The 16,289-nt window shown below is 73.7% G+C and carries 16 protein-coding genes; 8 read left to right on the forward strand and 8 right to left on the reverse strand.

Annotated features, from left to right (window positions below):
* The gene (locus BJ958_RS10160) at positions 1 to 1,260 is read right to left on the reverse strand and encodes a DUF445 domain-containing protein (RefSeq protein ID WP_343052631.1); all 1,260 of its coding nucleotides are present in this window, start codon (positions 1,258 to 1,260) and stop codon (positions 1 to 3) included.
* A gap of 203 nt (positions 1,261 to 1,463) precedes the next feature.
* On the reverse strand, positions 1,464 to 2,912 hold the full coding sequence (locus BJ958_RS10165; protein ID WP_343052632.1) for an MFS transporter: 1,449 nt from the start codon (positions 2,910 to 2,912) through the stop codon (positions 1,464 to 1,466).
* A 77-nt stretch (positions 2,913 to 2,989) separates the two neighbouring features.
* On the opposite strand from BJ958_RS10165, the gene BJ958_RS28485 reads away from it, so the two are divergent.
* From BJ958_RS28485 to BJ958_RS10180, 3 genes are read left to right on the forward strand one after another with little or no spacing between them, the layout of a single operon-like run.
* Positions 2,990 to 3,598 (forward strand): TetR/AcrR family transcriptional regulator, encoded by a 609-nt coding sequence (locus tag BJ958_RS28485; protein ID WP_343052633.1) that lies wholly within the window; start codon positions 2,990 to 2,992, stop codon positions 3,596 to 3,598.
* Positions 3,598 to 4,257: a Pr6Pr family membrane protein gene (locus tag BJ958_RS10175; protein ID WP_179726722.1), complete on the forward strand. Its 660-nt coding sequence runs from the start codon at positions 3,598 to 3,600 to the stop codon at positions 4,255 to 4,257. The genes BJ958_RS28485 and BJ958_RS10175 overlap by 1 nt, the downstream gene beginning before the upstream one ends.
* 4 nt (positions 4,258 to 4,261) lie before the next feature.
* Positions 4,262 to 4,681 carry a globin domain-containing protein gene (locus BJ958_RS10180; RefSeq protein ID WP_179726723.1) on the forward strand — a complete coding sequence of 140 codons (420 nt, stop codon included), beginning with the start codon at positions 4,262 to 4,264 and terminating at the stop codon, positions 4,679 to 4,681.
* A gap of 6 nt (positions 4,682 to 4,687) precedes the next feature.
* Here the strand turns inward: BJ958_RS10180 and sigJ are convergent, their stop codons facing one another.
* The 5 genes from sigJ to BJ958_RS10205 form a co-directional block, all read right to left on the reverse strand.
* Positions 4,688 to 5,572: an RNA polymerase sigma factor SigJ gene (gene sigJ / locus BJ958_RS10185; protein ID WP_179726724.1), complete on the reverse strand. Its 885-nt coding sequence runs from the start codon at positions 5,570 to 5,572 to the stop codon at positions 4,688 to 4,690.
* On the reverse strand, positions 5,565 to 6,308 hold the full coding sequence (locus BJ958_RS10190; RefSeq protein WP_179726725.1) for an SDR family oxidoreductase: 744 nt from the start codon (positions 6,306 to 6,308) through the stop codon (positions 5,565 to 5,567). The genes sigJ and BJ958_RS10190 overlap by 8 nt, the downstream gene beginning before the upstream one ends.
* Before the next feature lie 39 nt (positions 6,309 to 6,347).
* Positions 6,348 to 8,498, reverse strand: coding sequence for an SNF2-related protein (locus BJ958_RS10195; protein WP_179726726.1), 2,151 nt, complete (start codon positions 8,496 to 8,498; stop codon positions 6,348 to 6,350).
* Positions 8,499 to 8,696: 198 nt separating this feature from the next.
* Positions 8,697 to 9,674, reverse strand: a complete 978-nt coding sequence (locus BJ958_RS10200; protein ID WP_179726727.1) for a TIGR03086 family metal-binding protein — start codon at positions 9,672 to 9,674, stop codon at positions 8,697 to 8,699.
* Complete coding sequence (locus BJ958_RS10205) at positions 9,671 to 9,991, reverse strand: metalloregulator ArsR/SmtB family transcription factor (protein WP_179726728.1); 321 nt, start codon at positions 9,989 to 9,991, stop codon at positions 9,671 to 9,673. The genes BJ958_RS10200 and BJ958_RS10205 overlap by 4 nt, the downstream gene beginning before the upstream one ends.
* Positions 9,992 to 10,146: 155 nt before the next feature.
* Between BJ958_RS10205 and BJ958_RS10210 the strand changes: the two genes are divergently transcribed.
* Entirely contained in the window at positions 10,147 to 10,707 is a 561-nt protein-coding gene (locus BJ958_RS10210) for a hypothetical protein (RefSeq protein WP_179726729.1), read from the forward strand.
* A gap of 18 nt (positions 10,708 to 10,725) precedes the next feature.
* Here BJ958_RS10210 and BJ958_RS10215 read toward each other — a convergent pair whose 3' ends face one another.
* Positions 10,726 to 11,895, reverse strand: a complete 1,170-nt coding sequence (locus BJ958_RS10215; RefSeq protein WP_179726730.1) for an acyl-CoA dehydrogenase family protein — start codon at positions 11,893 to 11,895, stop codon at positions 10,726 to 10,728.
* Positions 11,896 to 12,002: 107 nt separating this feature from the next.
* On the opposite strand from BJ958_RS10215, the gene BJ958_RS10220 reads away from it, so the two are divergent.
* The 4 genes from BJ958_RS10220 to BJ958_RS10235 all read left to right on the forward strand — a co-directional run bounded on the left by BJ958_RS10220 (position 12,003) and on the right by BJ958_RS10235 (position 16,286).
* Positions 12,003 to 12,701, forward strand: coding sequence for a winged helix-turn-helix transcriptional regulator (locus tag BJ958_RS10220; protein ID WP_179726731.1), 699 nt, complete (start codon positions 12,003 to 12,005; stop codon positions 12,699 to 12,701).
* A 22-nt stretch (positions 12,702 to 12,723) separates the two neighbouring features.
* Complete coding sequence (locus tag BJ958_RS10225; protein ID WP_179726732.1) at positions 12,724 to 13,578, forward strand: SDR family oxidoreductase; 855 nt, start codon at positions 12,724 to 12,726, stop codon at positions 13,576 to 13,578.
* Positions 13,579 to 13,740: 162 nt separating this feature from the next.
* Positions 13,741 to 14,286 carry a PadR family transcriptional regulator gene (locus BJ958_RS10230; protein ID WP_179726733.1) on the forward strand — a complete coding sequence of 182 codons (546 nt, stop codon included), beginning with the start codon at positions 13,741 to 13,743 and terminating at the stop codon, positions 14,284 to 14,286.
* Entirely contained in the window at positions 14,283 to 16,286 is a 2,004-nt protein-coding gene (locus tag BJ958_RS10235; RefSeq protein ID WP_179726734.1) for an NADPH-dependent 2,4-dienoyl-CoA reductase, read from the forward strand. Before BJ958_RS10230 ends, BJ958_RS10235 begins: the two co-directional genes overlap by 4 nt.
* Positions 16,287 to 16,289: the final 3 nt, after the last annotated feature.

Below are 16,289 nucleotides of genomic sequence, written 5' to 3' on the forward strand. Positions count from 1 at the left end.
TCAGTGAAGCACCACCGAGATCGTGTGGATCAGGACCCCCACCAGGCCACCGACGATGGTGCCGTTGATCCGGATGAACTGCAGGTCGCGCCCGACGTGCAGCTCGATGCGCCGGGCCGCCTCCTTGCCGTCCCACCGCTCGATGGTGTGGGTGATGACGGCGGTCAGCTCGGCGCCGTACCTGTCGACGGCGAAGACCGCGGCGCCGGCCGCCATCGTGTCGATCCGCTCGCGCAGCGCAGCGTCGGAGCGCAGGCGGGCGCAGGCGCCGTCGAGCTCGACGAGCAGGCGACGGCGCACGGCGCCGTTAGGGTCGCCGAGGGAGGTGAGCAGCGCCTTGCGCAGGGCCTGCCACAGCGAGATCGCGCTGGCGATGACGGCCGGGTGGTCGAGGACGCGGTCCTTGAGCCGCTCGGCACGCTCCTGGGTGGCCGGGTTGGACAGCAGGTCGTCGGCGAGCTGGCCGAGCATCGAGTCGAGCGCGCGGCGGGCCCGGTGGTCGGGCCTGTCGCGGATCTCGGCGAGCCAGCGGACCATCTCGAGGTGCAGGCGGTTGATGACGTAGGTGTTGACCGAGTCGGGTGCCCACCACGGGGCCCGCTCCCCCAGCACGTCGTGGACCGTGTCGGGGTTGGCGAGCAGCCAGCCGTGCATCTCCTCGAGCATCAGGTCGACCAGGCCGTGGTGGAGGTCGTCGCGGATCGCCTCGGCGAGCAGTCCGCCGAGCAGCGGCGCGATCGGCTCCTCGCGGAAGCGCGGCACCAGTGCCTCGGTCACCAGCGCCTCGATGTGGTCGTCGCGGACCTTGCCGAGTGCCAGCGCGGCGATCTCCGAACCCTCGGTCACGACCCGCTCGGCGTTGGCGGGCACGGCGAGCCAGTCGCCCACGCGCTGGGCGATCTGCACCCCGAGGACCCGCTCGCGGATGATGTCCTCCTGCAGGAAGTTCTCCCCCACGAACTGCTCGAGGCCCTTGCCGAGGTCGTCCTTGCGCTTGGGCACCAGCGCGGTGTGCGGGATCGGCAGGCCGAGCGGGTGCTTGAACAGCGCCGTGACGGCGAACCAGTCCGCGATGGCACCGACCATCGAGGCCTCCGCGCCGGCGTTGACGTAGCCCCAGGCGCCGTCCTTGCCCAGGGTGGCGAGGTAGACCGCGGCGGCGAGCAGGAGCAGCGACACCGCGACCGTGCGCATCTTGCGCAGCGCGCTGCGGCGCACGGCGTCGGTCGTCGGGTCGGAGGGGATCAGCGGGCCGGACACGGGACCATCCTTGCCTAGAGACGGGCACGGGCACGGGCCGGACCGGTACGACGAAGCGCGGCCCCGGGGCGATGCCCCGGGGCCGCTGCGACGGTGCGGAACCCCCCAGTCACCGCACCCGTCGTTTCGTCGGTATCAACGAACGGTGAACGGAGAGGTTCCGGATTTACCCGTGATCGGTTGTCACGCCTATTGAACGTCTGTCAAAGAGGAACGGCGTCCCGTCGGCGCGGGACGGCGGCCGCCAGCAGCACGCCCACGAAGGCGGCCGCGGCGCCCACCCCGAAGCAGATCGCGAAGGCCTTCTCGGTGGGCAGCGCGTAGCCGCCCAGGTCGAGGGTCGAGGCCGTCAGGATCGCCGCCATGGCGGCCGACGACACACTGGTGCCGATCGAGCGCACGAGGCCGTTGATCCCGACCGCGGAGCCTGCCTCGGCGAGCGGCACGGACTCGAGGATCAGCGTCGGCATGGCGGCGTACCCGATGCCGACGCCGGCGGAGGTGATGCAGGTGGCGATCATCATCTGCCAGGCGGCGTCCATGAGGACGAGGGCGAACAGGTAGCCGAGGCCGAGCACGGCGCCGCCGATCATCAGCGTCGCCCGGGCGCCGATGGCCCGGATCAGGCGGCCGGACACCGGCGAGAACACCATCATCACGAGACCACCGGGAGCCATCCACAGGCCGGTCTCGAGCAGGCTCTGGCCGAGCCCGTAGCCGGTCGCGGCCGGCGACTGGAGCAGGCGCGGGATCACGATCGCCTGCGCCATCATGCCGAAGCCGATCGCGACGGCGGCGAGGTTGGTGAGCAGCACCGGCCGGCGGGCGGTGGTGCGCAGGTCGCACAACGGGTCGGGGGTGCGCAGCTCGTAGCCGCCCCAGGCGAGCAGCACGAGGACGGCGGCGACCAGCAGGCCGAGGGTGCGGCCGTCGCCCCAGCCCCACTCGTTGCCCTTCGACACGGCCACCAGCAGCGCCACCAGGCCGACGCCCAGGCCCACCGCGCCGAGCAGGTCGAAGCCGCCGGGCTCGGCGTCGCGCACGTGCGGCACGAGCAGCACCACGGCCAGCGCGACGACGGCGGCCAGGCCGGTGGAGACCCAGAACAGGGTGTGCCAGCTGAAGTCCTGCACGATCCACGCGGACAGCGGCAGGCCGACCGCGCCGCCGACGCCGAGGGTCGCGCTCATCGCGGCCATCGCGGTCGCGGTGAGCCGCGGCGGGGTGACCTCGCGCAGCAGCGCGATCCCGACCGGGACGAAGCCCATTGCGCAGCCCTGCAGCAGGCGGCCGACGAGCATCGGCGCCAGGCTCCCGCTCAGCGCGCAGACCAACGAGCCGACCACGAGCACCAGCGCGCTGACGACCAGGACCCGCTGCTTGCCGTGGAGGTCGGCGAGCCGTCCCGCGATCGGCATCGCCACGGCGGCGGCGACCAGGGTCGCGGTCACCACCCACGAGGCGTTGGCCTCGCTGGTGTGCAGCAGCCGGCCGAGCTCGCCCTGGATCGGGATCACCATGGTCTGGGTGAGCGAGGCGGTCAGGCCGCCGAAGCACAGGACGGCCACGATCAGCAGCCCCGAGCGGGCGGCGCCGTGCGCCGTGCCGGTGCCGGGCGCGCCGGTCGCCGGCGCAGGAGAGGTCGCAGTCACGAGGACAGAGTCAACGGCGTTGACGAGCGATGTGTCAACAGCGTTGACCCACGTCGGCCATGCCCTACCGTTGCGCTGTGACGAAGACCTCCGCCGACGCGCGGCGCCCCCGCGAGCTGCGCCCCGCCGGCCTCGCCACCCGCAGCGCGATCGAGGACGCCGCGCGCAGCCTGTTCGCCGAGCGCGGCTTCGACGGCGCCTCGGTCCGCGCGATCGCCGCGGCCGCCGGAGTCGATCCGGCGCTCGTGATCCGGCACTTCGGGTCCAAGGAGGCGCTCTTCCTGCGCACCGTCGACACCTCGCTCGGCATCGGCACCGTCCTCGACGGACCGCTCGAGACCGTCGGCAGGCGCCTGGTCGCGTACTTCCTCGACCCCCGCCGGCCGATCATCCGTCAGCGCTACGTCGCCCTGGCCCAGGCCGCCCACCACGACCAGGTCCGCGAGGAGATGATCCGCCACACCGCGGAGACGTACGTCGGCCCGCTGGCCCCGCGCCTCACCGGCCCCCACCCCGAGCTCCGGGTCGCGCTCGCCGTCGCCCAGCTCGGGGGCCTGCTCAACCTGCTCTTCCTGCAGCGCGACCCGATCGTCACCGCCGCCGACCCCGATGTGGTCATCGCGACGTACGGCGACGCGATCCAGCGTCTGCTCACACCACCTGTCGTCGACGGCGAGGAGGGCTGATGCGCAACGCCCGCGCCTGGCACACGCTGACGGCGGTGGTGACCGGCGCCGCGCTCGTGCTCCAGCTGGTCCTGGTGGTCGAGGGCGGCCGCGTCCTCGACGAGGTCGAGCCGCCCGGCCTGGGCCTGCGCCTGGCCCGGTTCATCGCCTACTTCACGATCCAGAGCAACATCCTCGTCGCCGTCGCCACGGCGCTGCTCGCCCGCGACCCCTTCCGCGACGGCCCGGCGTTCCGGGCGCTGCGCCTCGCCTCGACGGTCGGGATCACCGTCACCGGGCTGGTGCATTTCTTCCTGCTCCGCCCGCTGCTGGACCTGAACGGCGCGGACTGGCTGGCCGACAAGATGCTGCACATGCTGGTCCCGGTCCTGGCGGTGGTCGGCTGGTTCGCGTTCGGGCCGCGGCCCCGGGTCGACGGCCGGGCGGTCGCGGTCGCCTTCGCCTGGCCGATCGCCTGGGTGGCGGTGACGCTGTCGGTCGCCGGCGCGACCCGCTGGGTGCCCTACCCGTTCCTCGACTTCCGCGAGGAGGGCTGGGGCTCGGTGGCCGTCGTGTGCCTCGGGATCACCGCACTGTTCGCCGGCCTCGTCGCCGGCTTCGGCTGGGTCGACCGAAGGCTCGCCACCACTCGACAGGCACCCGAAGCCACGGCACCCTGATCGCGTGAGCACGCTCTACGAGCAGGCAGGCGGCTTCGACGCCCTCCTCGACCTGTGCGTCCGGTGGCACGACCTGTGCCTGGCCGACCCGGTCGCGGCCCACCCCTTCGAGCACGACCTGCACCCCCGGCACGACGAGCGGCTGGCGGCCTACCTCAGCGAGGCGCTCGGCGGTCCCGCCCTCTACACCGCGGGCTACGGCGACGAGAGCTCGATGCAGCGCCTGCACGCCGGCAACGGCGAGCACGCCGAGCTCGACGAGGTCTGCCTCGAGCTGTTCGACCGGGCCCTGGCCGACGTCGGCATCGACGGGCACACCGGGCACCAGATCTCGGCGTACTTCCGGCGCGCGACGCAGGCGATGAGCGCGTACGCCGACAGTCCGGACCAGGTGCCGGACGGGCTGCGGTTCAACCACGCCTGAGCCGGGTCAGAGGTCGGCGGCAGCCAGCTTGGCCGGCGCCCGCAGCAGGTCGACCCGGGTGGCGCGGCCCTCGACGACGGTCAGGACCATCAGCGAGGTGAGCACGCCGTCCTCGCGCAGCGCGACGGCGGGGGCGCCGTTGGCCTCGACCAGCTCGACCTCGACGTCGCCGACGTACTTGGCGACCAGGCCGACCAGGAACCGGGCGACCCGGTCGGCACCGTGGACCGGCCGGCGGGCGGCGCTGACGACGCCGCCTCCGTCCGAGGTGCACACGACGTCGGGGTCGAGCACGTCCAGCAGTGCGGCGAGGTCGCCGCCGGCGGCCGCGGCGAGGAAACGGCCGAGCACCTCCTCGTGGACGGAGCGGTCGACCTCGAAGCGTGCGGGCTGGGCGGCGAGGTGCGCCCGGGCGCGGGACGCGAGCTGACGCACGGCGGCCGGGCTGCGGCCGACGACCCCGGCGACCTCCGCGAAGCCCATCCCGAAGACGTCGTGCAGCACCCAGGCCGTCCGCTCCGCGGGCGAGAGCGACTCCAGGACGACCGCCAGCGCGTAGCTCACCGTCTCCTCGAGGGTCACCCGGTCGGCGGGATCGGGCGCGGCGACGAAGGGCTCCGGGAGCCACGGGCCGACGTACTCCTCGCGGCGCACGCGCGCCGAGCGCAGCACGTCGGTGGCGGCGCGGGCGACGGTGACGGTCAGCCAGCCGGTGAGGTCGCGGACCGGCTCCCGCGCGTCGGCCTCGACGAGTCGGATCCAGCAGTCGGCGACGACGTCCTCGGCCTCGGCGCGCGTGCCGAGGATGGCGTAGGCGACACGGACCATCCGCGGGCGCAGGGCGTCGTACTCCCCCGCCAGCGCCTGCACCCGCGCGACCGGGTCACACATGCGCGAGCCAGTCGTCGAACGTCACGGTGCCCAGCGTGGCACCGTCGCCGGGCAGCAGGCCACCGTCCTGCACCTGGCGGCCGGTGCGGCCCGCCATCGGCACGGGTACGACGAGCCGTCGCGGTCCGCGCTCGCGCACCACGTCGCGCACCATCCGGCCCACGTCCTCCGGGCACGGCCCGGCCAGGTCGGGCAGCAGGCCGGCGGGCTCGCCGAGCGCGGCGGCGACCAGCGCCGCGGCGACCTCGCGGGCCGCGACCGGCTGGGTGCGCATCCGTGGCGCCATCGCGAACGGCCGCGGACTGCGCTCGACCAGCTGGCCGGCGAACTCGTGGAACTGGGTGGCGCGCAGCACCGACCACGGCACCGGCCCGGCCGCGACCAGCTCCTCCTGGCGCCTCTTGCCCAGGTAGTAGGGCAGGTCCACGCGGTCGCAGCCGACGATGGAGAGCGCCACGTGGTGGCGCACGCCGGCCACGGCACCCGCCGCGAGCAGGTGCGCGGTGGCCGCCTCGAAGAAGGCGATCGAGCGCTTCGCGCTCATCGTGTCGACGTTGCTGGCGTCGATCACCGCCTCGACTCCGTCGAGCGCCGCTGCGAGTCCCTCACCGGTGGTGAGGTCGATCCCCCGCGAACGGGCGACCACGACCGGCGTGGCGCCGATGCGTCGTACCTCCTCGACCACCATCGCGCCGACCAGTCCCGTTCCGCCTGCCACGGCGAGCTTCGTGTCCATGACAGGTGGACGAGACGGGTCGGCGGAGTGTGACAAGGATCAGTCCCCGCGGGCCTCCAGCGCTGCGGTGAGCAGGGCGACCAGCGCCTCGGTCTGCAGGTCGATGGCCCCGCCCTCGACCTCCTCGCCGGCACCGTCGAGGGCGCGGGCGGCGAGCCCGGCCTTCTTGTCGATCAGCTCGGCGATGCGGGTGTCGAGGGTCTGCGTCGCGATCACGCGCCACGCCGTGACCGGCTCGGCCTGGCCGATCCGGTGCACCCGGTCGATCGCCTGCGTCTGCTCCGCGTCGGTCCAGGAGAGCTCGGCGAGCACCAGGTTGGACGCCACCTGCAGGTTGAGGCCGACGCCGGCCGCGGTCAGCGAGCAGACCGCGACCTGGACGTCCGGGTCGTTGACGAAGGCGTCGATCTCCTTCTGCCGCGTGGTGGAGGACTGGTCGCCGCGCACCGAGCTGTAGCGGATCCCCCGCTCGGCGAAGGTCTTCTCGGCGGTGTCCATGACGTCGATGTGCTTGGCGAAGAACACGACCTTGCCGACGTTGCGCGCCAGCTGGGCGGTGTAGTCGGCCGCGAGCCCGGCCTTGGCCTGGCCGATGCGGCGCATCATCGTGAAGACGTTCTCGCCCGTCTTGGTCGAGTTGTCCTCGCGCTCCCAGCCGGCGACCTGGCGGACCAGGCGGTGGTCGATGCCCTCGACCTCGGCGCCGGTGCGGCGGGTGGCGATCGCGGCGTCGTACCTCTCCACCATGCGGCGGGCCAGCTCCTGCTCGGCCTTGCGGATGGAGCGGCCGGCATCGCCCTCGAGCTCGACCGGGATGTCGGCGATCCGGCGGGCCGGGATGTCGGCGGCCACGTCGATCTTGCGGCGCCGCACGATGCCCTGCTCGATCACGGCGCGACGGGCGGCCGGGTAGAACGCCGGGTCGGCCGGGGTCAGCCCGGTCTCCTCCAGCGCCTCCATCAGGTGGCCCTGCGGCACCACGTTGTCGATCCAGCCGAGGAACTGCCAGATCGCCCGGAAGTCCTCGATGTCGTTGATCAGCGGGGTGCCGGTCAGCGCCATCATCAGCGGCCGCGCGATCCGGGAGCGGATCCGCGAGGCGATCTCGAGCACGTTCTGGGAGCGCTGCGAGGTCTTGTTCTTGATGTAGTGCGCCTCGTCGACGATCATCCCGCGGAAGCCGTGGGTGCCGAGCCAGCCGACGTGGCGGTCGAGGATCTCGTAGTTGACGACGAACACGTCGGCGAATCCGTCGGCGTCGTCACCGTCGCCGTGGAGCACGGTGGCGCGGCGGTTGGGCGTCCAGATCTCGACCTCGCGGGCCCAGTTGGTCTTGACGACGTTGGGGACCACGGCCAGCAGCGGGAAGGCGCCGGCGGCCTCGGCGGCGAGCAGCGCCTGGGCCGTCTTGCCGAGACCGGGCTCGTCGGCGAGCAGGTAGGTGCGATGCCCCTCGGCGGCCGAGGCGATGAGCTGGGCCTGGTGCTCCATCAGCTCGCGCCCGACCGGCGCGTGCCGGCCGGTCAGCGCGGTGAGCTGGTCGGCCTCCGGCAGCGGCATGCACGCCGGGGCGTCCGGCGCGGCGCGCTCGAAGGAGCGGAACAGCGGCTCGAGCAGCTCCCAGCCGGCCAGCCGGCGCGGCGGGACCTTGACCCGGGCGTGCGCGAAGTCGGGCGCGAGGAACGGGTGCGAGAGCTGGTAGGCCTGCACCGACAGCGGCGTGACCCGCTTCTCCGCCAGCGCCGCCAGCTCGGGGTCGACGGCGACCGGGGTCGGCTCGGGCTCCGGCTCGTCGACGCCGGCCTTGCGCAGCAGCTCGCGCCGCATCGCCTTGGCCGACTCCGAGATCTCGGCGTTCTCGTCGAGCAGCGTGAAGAGCGTGCTGTCGCGCGCCGCGGTCTGGGCCAGGATCGTCGCGATCCCGTCGAGCCGCTTGAGCTCCTCGCCCCGGCGGCTGTCGGACAGCCCGGTGTCGTTCTTGACCCGGGTCCGCTCCTCGCGCGCCAGCAGCGCGACGACCTGGAACTTCGCGCGCACCTCCGGCATCGCCGAGCGCCGCGCGACCGCCGCCTCGACCTCGCGCACCGCGCGCGCCAGCTGCGGGATGATGCCCTCTTCGTTGCGACGCGTCCGCGCCGACTGCGAGCCGCGACGCTGCTGCGTCGCGCCCCGCTGGCCTCCTCGAGCCACAGGTGTCCTTCCAAGCGGCCGCCGACACACGGCGACCCCGGTCTTCAGCAGGATCGACCGGCGGCTCGCGCTGCTGCGGGAGGGCACCGATCGGCGTACGTCACCGGGTTCCCGTCGGGAGGACGGCGTCCGGTGGTGGGGCCAGCGTACCCCACCACCGGTTCACCTGTGGGCAGCGTCACCGCGTGGGTCGCGGCGTCAGACCAGGGCGAGCGGCGTGCGCCCCGAGTACGCCGCCAGCCGGGTCAGCGCGTCGGCGTCGACCGGCGCGACGACCTCGTCGCCGAACGCCCGGCCGCGGGCGCCGGGGACGAGCTTCTCGGCGAGCCCCGTGACGTACTCCACGAGCGCGTCACTGACCGTGATGACCGCGCCGGTGGCCTGGGCGTAGTCCCAGGCGTGCAGCAGCAGCTCGACCGGGACGATGCCGGCCAGGAACGGTGCGGGCGCCTCGCCGAACGGGCTGGGCGCCATCCCGTCCAGGCCCCGGCGGCGCCACGCCTCGAGCACGTCAGCAGCGAGGAGGGCGACGGTGTCCTCGAGGTCGGTGCCGTCACGGCGCACCAGCTCGGCGCCCGCCATGGTGCCGAAGGAGACCAGCGAGTCGAGCAGGTGCTCGGTGAGCTCGTCGACGGTGAACTCGCTGCACGGTGTGGGGCGGGTGGCGTCGTCGGGGCCGACCTGGCGCAGGACGTGCTGGAGCACCGCGAGAGCGGCCTCCCCCGCGATGATCTCGTCGATCGGGTCCGGGGCGGCGGCCCAGTCGTCGGGACCGGCGTCCCCCTCGCGACCGGCGACGGCGAGGCGGTCGAGGAAGTGGTCCCAGCCCTCGGCGTGGCTCGCCTCCTGCTCGGCGGTGAGGCCCTCGTGGACGAGCGTGACGGTGGAGCCGCCGTCCGCGGGCTCGACGGTGATGGTGACCGTGCCCAGGGCCCCGTCGTCACCGGGCATCTGGTCCCAGCCCCAGTCGAGGACGAGGCGGCGGCCCGGCTCCACCTCGCGGACGGCGCCGGCCGCGACGTTGCCGGGCGTGACGGTCCAGCGCCACTCGCCGCCGGCGCGCAGGTCGAGGCGGGCGCTCACCGTCAGCCAGCGGCGCAGCCGCTCCGGCCGGGTGACGAGCGCGAAGGCGTCCTCGGGCGGGACGGGCAGGGTGACGGTCTTGCGATAGGTCATGGCTCCTCCTGGGTGCAGCGGTCGGCGAGGTCGTGGGCGTCGGCGACGAGCAGGTCGAGCTCGGCGGTCCAGAACCGGTCGATCTCGGCCTGCAGGCGACGCAGGCCGTCGGGCACGACGCGGTAGATCCGCTGCCGGCCGGACTTCTCCGCCTCGACCAGGCCGGCGTCGACCAGCACCAGCAGGTGCTGGCTGATCGCGGACCGGGTGACCGGGAACTGCTCGGCCAGCTCGGTGACACCCCGCGGACCGGCCGCGAGCAGCTGGAGCAGGCGGCGCCGGGTGGGCTCCGCTGCGGCGCTGAACGGGTCGGTCACCCCGGACACGTTAGTCAGGACTAACGCGTTAGTCAAGACTGACGCATGGCAGGACTCACAGCGTCCTGCCAGCACGACCGCAGCCGGGGCCCAGCCGGGCCCCGGAAGGTTCGAGCCAGGCCCGCACCGACGCGGGCGACCCGAGAGGAGCACCGATGAGCAAGTACCGCATGCGCGCCGCCGCCCTGCTGGCCGCCGGCGCCGTCGCCGGCGGCGCGAGCGCCACCGCGCTGGCCGCGAACGCCGACGACACGACCGGCTCGACCGGCTCGTCCAGCACGCAGGGCGCCGACCCGGGCCGGCCCGGCCCCGGCGGTCCGGGCGGGCACGGCCCCGGCCTCGACGCCGCCGCGCTGGCGAAGGCCCTCGGCGTCAGCGAGGACGACCTGAAGGACGCCTTCGACGCCGTGCGCGACCAGCTGGGGCCCGGCGACGCCGCCCGCCCCGCCGACGGCGAGCGACCCGCCCCGCCGACCGACGCCGAGCGCGCCGAGCGCGAGGCCGCGCTCGCGAAGGCACTGGCCGAGGAGCTCGGCCTGGACGAGGCGAAGGTGAGCGCCGCACTGGACGACGTCCGGGCGGCCCACGACGCCGAGCGTCGCCAGGACCTCTCCGACCGGCTCGACCAGGCGGTGAGCGACGGCACGCTCACGGCCGGCGACAAGGCGTCGGTCCTCGAGGCCTACGACGCCGGCGTGCTCGGCGGCCCCCACTGACCGCCGCCCGGCCGGGGCTCACTGCGCGATCGGCACCGGCTCGCCGAGCGCGTCGGCGCCGAGGAGGACCAGCGTCTGCTCGGGCGTGAACGGGTGGAACTTCGCGGCCCGGACGTCGCGATAGGCCCGCTCGACCACGGAGCCGCGGAAGAAGGCCGGCCCACCGGCGACCTCCATCGCGAGGTCGCACACCTCGACGCCGGCCCGGGCGACCTCCGCCTTGGCGTTCATCACCGCCAGCACGGTCGCCCGGGACGGCGTGGGGTCCTCACCGACCAGGGCGAGGGCACCGTCGAGGGCCCAGCCCGCGACCTGGAGCTTCGCGCGCATCACGCCGACCTGCCGTTGGACCACCACGTCGTCGGCCCGGCGGGCGGCCGCGGCCACCGCGGCGCCGTACGCCGCCTCGGCGACACCCAGGTAGGCGCCGCTGATGATCGGGAAGGCGATGCTGGAGATGACCTGGAGGGGCGGGTCGACCACACCCCACGGTCGGTTGGCGAGGACCTTGTCGTCGGGGACGAAGACGTCGACGAGATCGATGTCGTTGCTGGCGGTGCCCCGCATGCCGAGGGTGTCCCAGTTGTCGGCGACGGTGACGCCCTCCGCGGCGACCGGGACGGCGAGGTTGAGGACGCGTCGCCCCTGGGCGGGATCGTCGTAGCAGGCCATCGTCGAGATGACGGTGCCGTGCCGCGACTGGCTCGCGAAGCGCTTGCGACCGGTGACCCGGTAGCCGCCGTCGACCTTGACCGCCTCGCCCTGCGGCTGCGTGTAGTCGCCGCCCCCGGTCGACACGAGGAGGATCTGCTCCTCGGCGACCCGGCGCAGCGTGGCCTCCGCACCGGGCAGCCCGCGGCGGTAGCGCCAGGCGGTGAACGCGACGACGTGCTGGTGCATGGCGCTGGCGAGGGCGGTCGCGCCGCAGTGGTGCCCGAGCTCGCGCTGCAGCGCCACCAGGTCACGGATGGTGGCACCACCGCCGCCGAGCTCGACGGGGACGGCGGCCCGGAGCAGGCCCGCGGCCCGCAGCTCGTCGTACGCCTCGGAGACGAAGCTCCCCTCGACGTCGTGGCGCGCGGCGTGGGCGGCGATGCGGGGACCGATGGCGGCGGCCCGCTCGGCGGGAGTGGCGGTGGTCGGGGTGGCGGTGGTCGGGGTGGCGGTGGGCTGGAGTGTGCTGGTCATGGAACCAATGTCCGGCCGCGGGACGGCCGCCTCCAGTCCAGGAAGACGACCCGGCTGGTCCAACTTCTGGACTACCCGTGGCCGGCGCCGGGGAGCACCATGGGCAGATGCCCGACTACGGCAACTACTGCCCCGTCTCGATGGCGTCCGAGGTGGTCGCGGACCGCTGGACGCCGCTCATCATCCGGGAGCTGGTGCTCGGGAACACCCGCTTCAACGACATCGCCCGGGCGCTGCCCGGCATCTCGCGCTCGCTGCTCGTGCAGCGCCTGCGTCACCTCGAGCGCCGCGGCGTGCTCGAGACCTGGCCGGCACCGACGGGACGCGGGAGCGAGTACCACCTCACGCCGGCCGGCCGCGACCTCGAGCGGGTGATCGACAGCCTCGGGCGCTGGGCGATCGAGTGGCTCTTCGAGGAGCTGCGCCCCCACGACGTCGCCCCGACCACGCTGATGTGGTGGATGCACCGCCGCGTCGACCTCGAGCGGCTGCCGCCGGGCCGCACGGTCGTGGAGTTCCGGCACACCGCGCCCGAGGCCGTCACCATCTGGCTGGTCATGGAGCGCTCGGAGGTCTCGGTGTGCCTCCAGCACCCGGGCTTCGCCGTCGACGTCGAGGTCACCGGCAGCACCCCGGCCCTCTCCGACGTCTTCCAGGGCTACTGCACGTGGCAGGAGGCGCTCGACGCCGGGCGGCTCGAGGTCGCCGGGCTCCCCCGCCTCCTCGACGCCCTGCCGCGGTGGTTCCTGTGGAGCCCGTGGGCCGAGGTGACCCGGGAACGGGCCGATCGCGCCCTGGCCAACTAGAACCTGTTCTAGAGTCGGCTGCGTGGGTACCTACGCAGTCACCGGATCCGCCTCCGGCATGGGCGCCGCCGTCGTCGCGCGGCTCGTCGCCGACGGCCACACCGTCATCGGCGTCGACCTCAAGGACGCCGACGTCGTCGCGGACCTCTCCACCCCGGACGGACGGCGTACGGCGGCCGCCGCCGTCCTCGACCGCGCGGGTGGCGTGCTCGACGGCGCGGTCCTGGCGGCGGGCCTCGGCCCGGCGCCCGGCCGGGACCGCGCCCGGCTGATCGCCGAGGTCAACTACCTCGGCGTCGTCGAGCTGCTCGACGCCTGGCGCCCGGCGCTGGCCGCCGCCCAGCGGGCGAAGGTCGTCGTGTTCTCCAGCAACTCCACGACGACCATGCCGATGGTGCCGCGCCGCGCCGTCCGTGCCCTGCTGGAGCGCGACGTGCCGAAGGCGCTCGGCTCGCTGCGGAGGTTCGGGAGGATGGCGCCGTCCTTCGCCTACGGCGCCAGCAAGATCGCCGTCAGCCAGTGGGTGCGCCGCGAGGCCGTCACCCCCGAGTGGGCCGGCGCCGGCATCCGGCTCAACGCGATCGCTCCGGGCGCGATCCTCACGCCGCTGCTCGAGCAGCAGCTCGCGACTCCCGCGGAGGCGAAGCGGATCAGGGCGTTCCCGGTCCCGATCGGCGGCTTCGGCGACGCCGGCCAGCTGGCCGCGTGGGTGGTGTTCATGCTCTCCGACGCCGCGGACTTCCTGTGCGGCAGCGTCGTCTTCGTCGACGGCGGCTCGGACGCCTGGTTCCGCGCCGGCGACTGGCCGCGCCCGGTGCCCGCGGTGCGGCTGCGCGGCTACCTCCGGCGGATGAAGGAGTTCCGAGCGCTGCGCTGACGTCCGGCGATCCCCGCCGCGGGCCCTGCGAACGGTGGGGCGTGCGGGCATCACCTCTTCAGCGGCGATTCCTGCGCCGCCGCGCCTCGGCGTGACGCGCACCACCTGAAACAAGTTGCGCAACTAGTTGCATAGCCTCGCGGCCTGGGGCACGCTGGGGCCATGGCCCTCGAGCACGCGATCCTCGTGTCGCTGAGCGAACGCGCCGCCTCCGGCTCGGACCTGGTGCGGCGCTTCGACGCGTCGATCGGGTTCTTCTGGTCGGCGACCCACCAGCAGATCTACCGCGTGCTGGGCCGGATGGAGGGCGACGGCTGGATCACCTCCGAGGCCGTCGCGCAGGCCGACCGACCCACCAAGAAGGTGTACGCCGTCACCGACGCCGGCCGCGCCGAGCTGGCCCGCTGGATCGGCGAGCCGACCACGCCCGACGCCATGCGCAGCAGCGTCGGCGTCAAGATGCGCGGGGCGTCGTACGGCGACCGTGCGGCGCTCCTCGACGACCTGCGCCGTCAGCTCGACGAGCACACCAAGCGGCTCTCGCTCTACGAGTACCTGGCCGCGCGCGACTTCCCCGACCCGAGCGCCCTCGACGACGCCGACCTCGACATCTACCTCGTGCTGCGCGGCGGCCTCCTGATGGAGGAGTTCTGGATCCGCTGGCTGACCGAGTACCTCGACGCCCACACCCGCAAGGAGTCCCGATGACCGCCTACCCCCTGCTCACCACCCCGGCCACCGTCGGCGGCCTGGAGCTCCAGTCCCGCGCGGTGATGGGCTCGATGCACACCGGCCTCGAGGACCGGCCCTGGCACATCGACGAGCTCGCGGCGTACTTCGCCGAGCGCGCGGCCGGCGGCGTCGGCCTGATTGTCACGGGCGGCTACTCCCCCAACGTGCGCGGCTGGCTGCTGCCGTTCGGCTCGCAGATGACCACCCGACTCAACGCGCACCGCCATCAGCGGGTGACCGAGGCGGTCCACGCGAACGGCGGCAGGATCGCGCTGCAGCTGCTGCACGCGGGCCGCTACGGCTACACGCCGTTCAGCGTCTCGGCGAGCGCGACCAAGTCGCCGATCACCCCGTTCAAGGCGTCCGCCCTGTCCGGACGCGCGGTCGAGAGGACCATCGACGACTTCGTCGCGTCGGCGAAGCTCGCGCAGAAGGCCGGGTACGACGGCATCGAGGTGATGGGCTCCGAGGGCTACCTGATCAACCAGTTCCTCGCGGCACGCACGAACCGTCGCAGCGACAAGTGGGGCGGCTCGGCCGAGAACCGGATGCGCTTCCCCGTCGAGGTCGTGCGCCGGATCCGCCAGGAGCTGCCGGACTTCTTCGTCATGTACCGGATGTCGCTGCTCGACCTCGTCCCCGACGGCCAGACCTGGGCGGAGACCGTCGACCTCGCGCACAAGCTCGAGGAGGCCGGGGCCAGCGTCTTCAACACCGGCATCGGCTGGCACGAGGCGCGGGTCCCCACGATCGTCACCAGCGTCCCGCGCGGCGCATGGGTCGACAGCACGCTGCGGCTCAAGGCCGAGGTCTCGATCCCGGTGTGCGCGAGCAACCGGATCAACACCCCCGACGTCGCGGAGTCCGTGCTGGAGCAGGGCGTCGACCTGGTCTCGATGGCCCGCCCGTTCCTCGCCGACGCCGACCTCGTCACCAAGGCCCGCGACGGCCGCGCCGACGAGATCAACACCTGCATCGGCTGCAACCAGGCCTGCCTCGACCACACCTTCCAGGCCAAGCGGGCCTCCTGCCTGGTCAACCCCCGCGCCTGCCACGAGACCACGCTGGTGCTCAGCCCGACCCGCCGCGCGAAGCGCGTCGCCGTCGTCGGGGGTGGCCCGGCCGGCCTCGCGACCGCCGTCAGCGCCGCCGAGCGCGGCCACGACGTCACCCTCTTCGAGGCCTCCGACGAGCTGGGCGGGCAGTTCCGGCTGGCCATGCAGATCCCCGGCAAGGAGGAGTTCGCCGAGACGCTGCGCTACTTCCGCCGGCGCATGGAGGTCCTCGGCGTCAACGTGAAGCTCGCGACCCGGGCCACGCCCGACGTGCTGACCGGGTACGACGAGGTCGTGGTCGCCACCGGTGTCGAGCCGCGCACGCCGCGCATCCCCGGCATCGACCACGCGAAGGTCGTCTCCTACCCCGACGCGATCACCGGCCGCGTCGCCGTGGGCGCCCGGGTCGCGGTGATGGGCGCGGGCGGCATCGGCTTCGACGTGACCGAGCTCCTGGCGCACACGCCCGAGACGGTCGAGGAGTGGAAGGCGCACTGGGGTGTCGCCGACCCGGCCGTCGTACGCGGTGGTGTGACCGACAAGGCGCCGCGCACCCCCGCCCGCGAGGTCTGGCTGCTCCAGCGCAAGGAGTCGGCGCAGGGCAAGGGCCTCGGCAAGACGTCGGGCTGGGTGCACCGCGCCGCGGTCAAGGACCTCGGCGTCCACCAGCTCAGCGGCGTCACCTACGACCGGATCGACGACGCCGGCCTCCACGTGACCGTCGACGGCACCCCGCAGGTGCTCGACGTCGACCACGTCGTCGTGTGCGCCGGCCAGGAGTCGGTCCGCGGCCTGTACGACGAGCTGCTCGCCTCGGACTTCCCCGGCCGGGTGCACCTGATCGGTGGAGCGGACCTCGCCGCCGAGCTGGATGCCAAGCGCGCGATCAAGCAGGGCACCGAGCTGGCGGCAGCGCTGTGAGCG

The sequence above is a fragment of the Nocardioides kongjuensis genome (assembly GCF_013409625.1).
GTDB classification, from domain to species: domain Bacteria; phylum Actinomycetota; class Actinomycetes; order Propionibacteriales; family Nocardioidaceae; genus Nocardioides; species Nocardioides kongjuensis.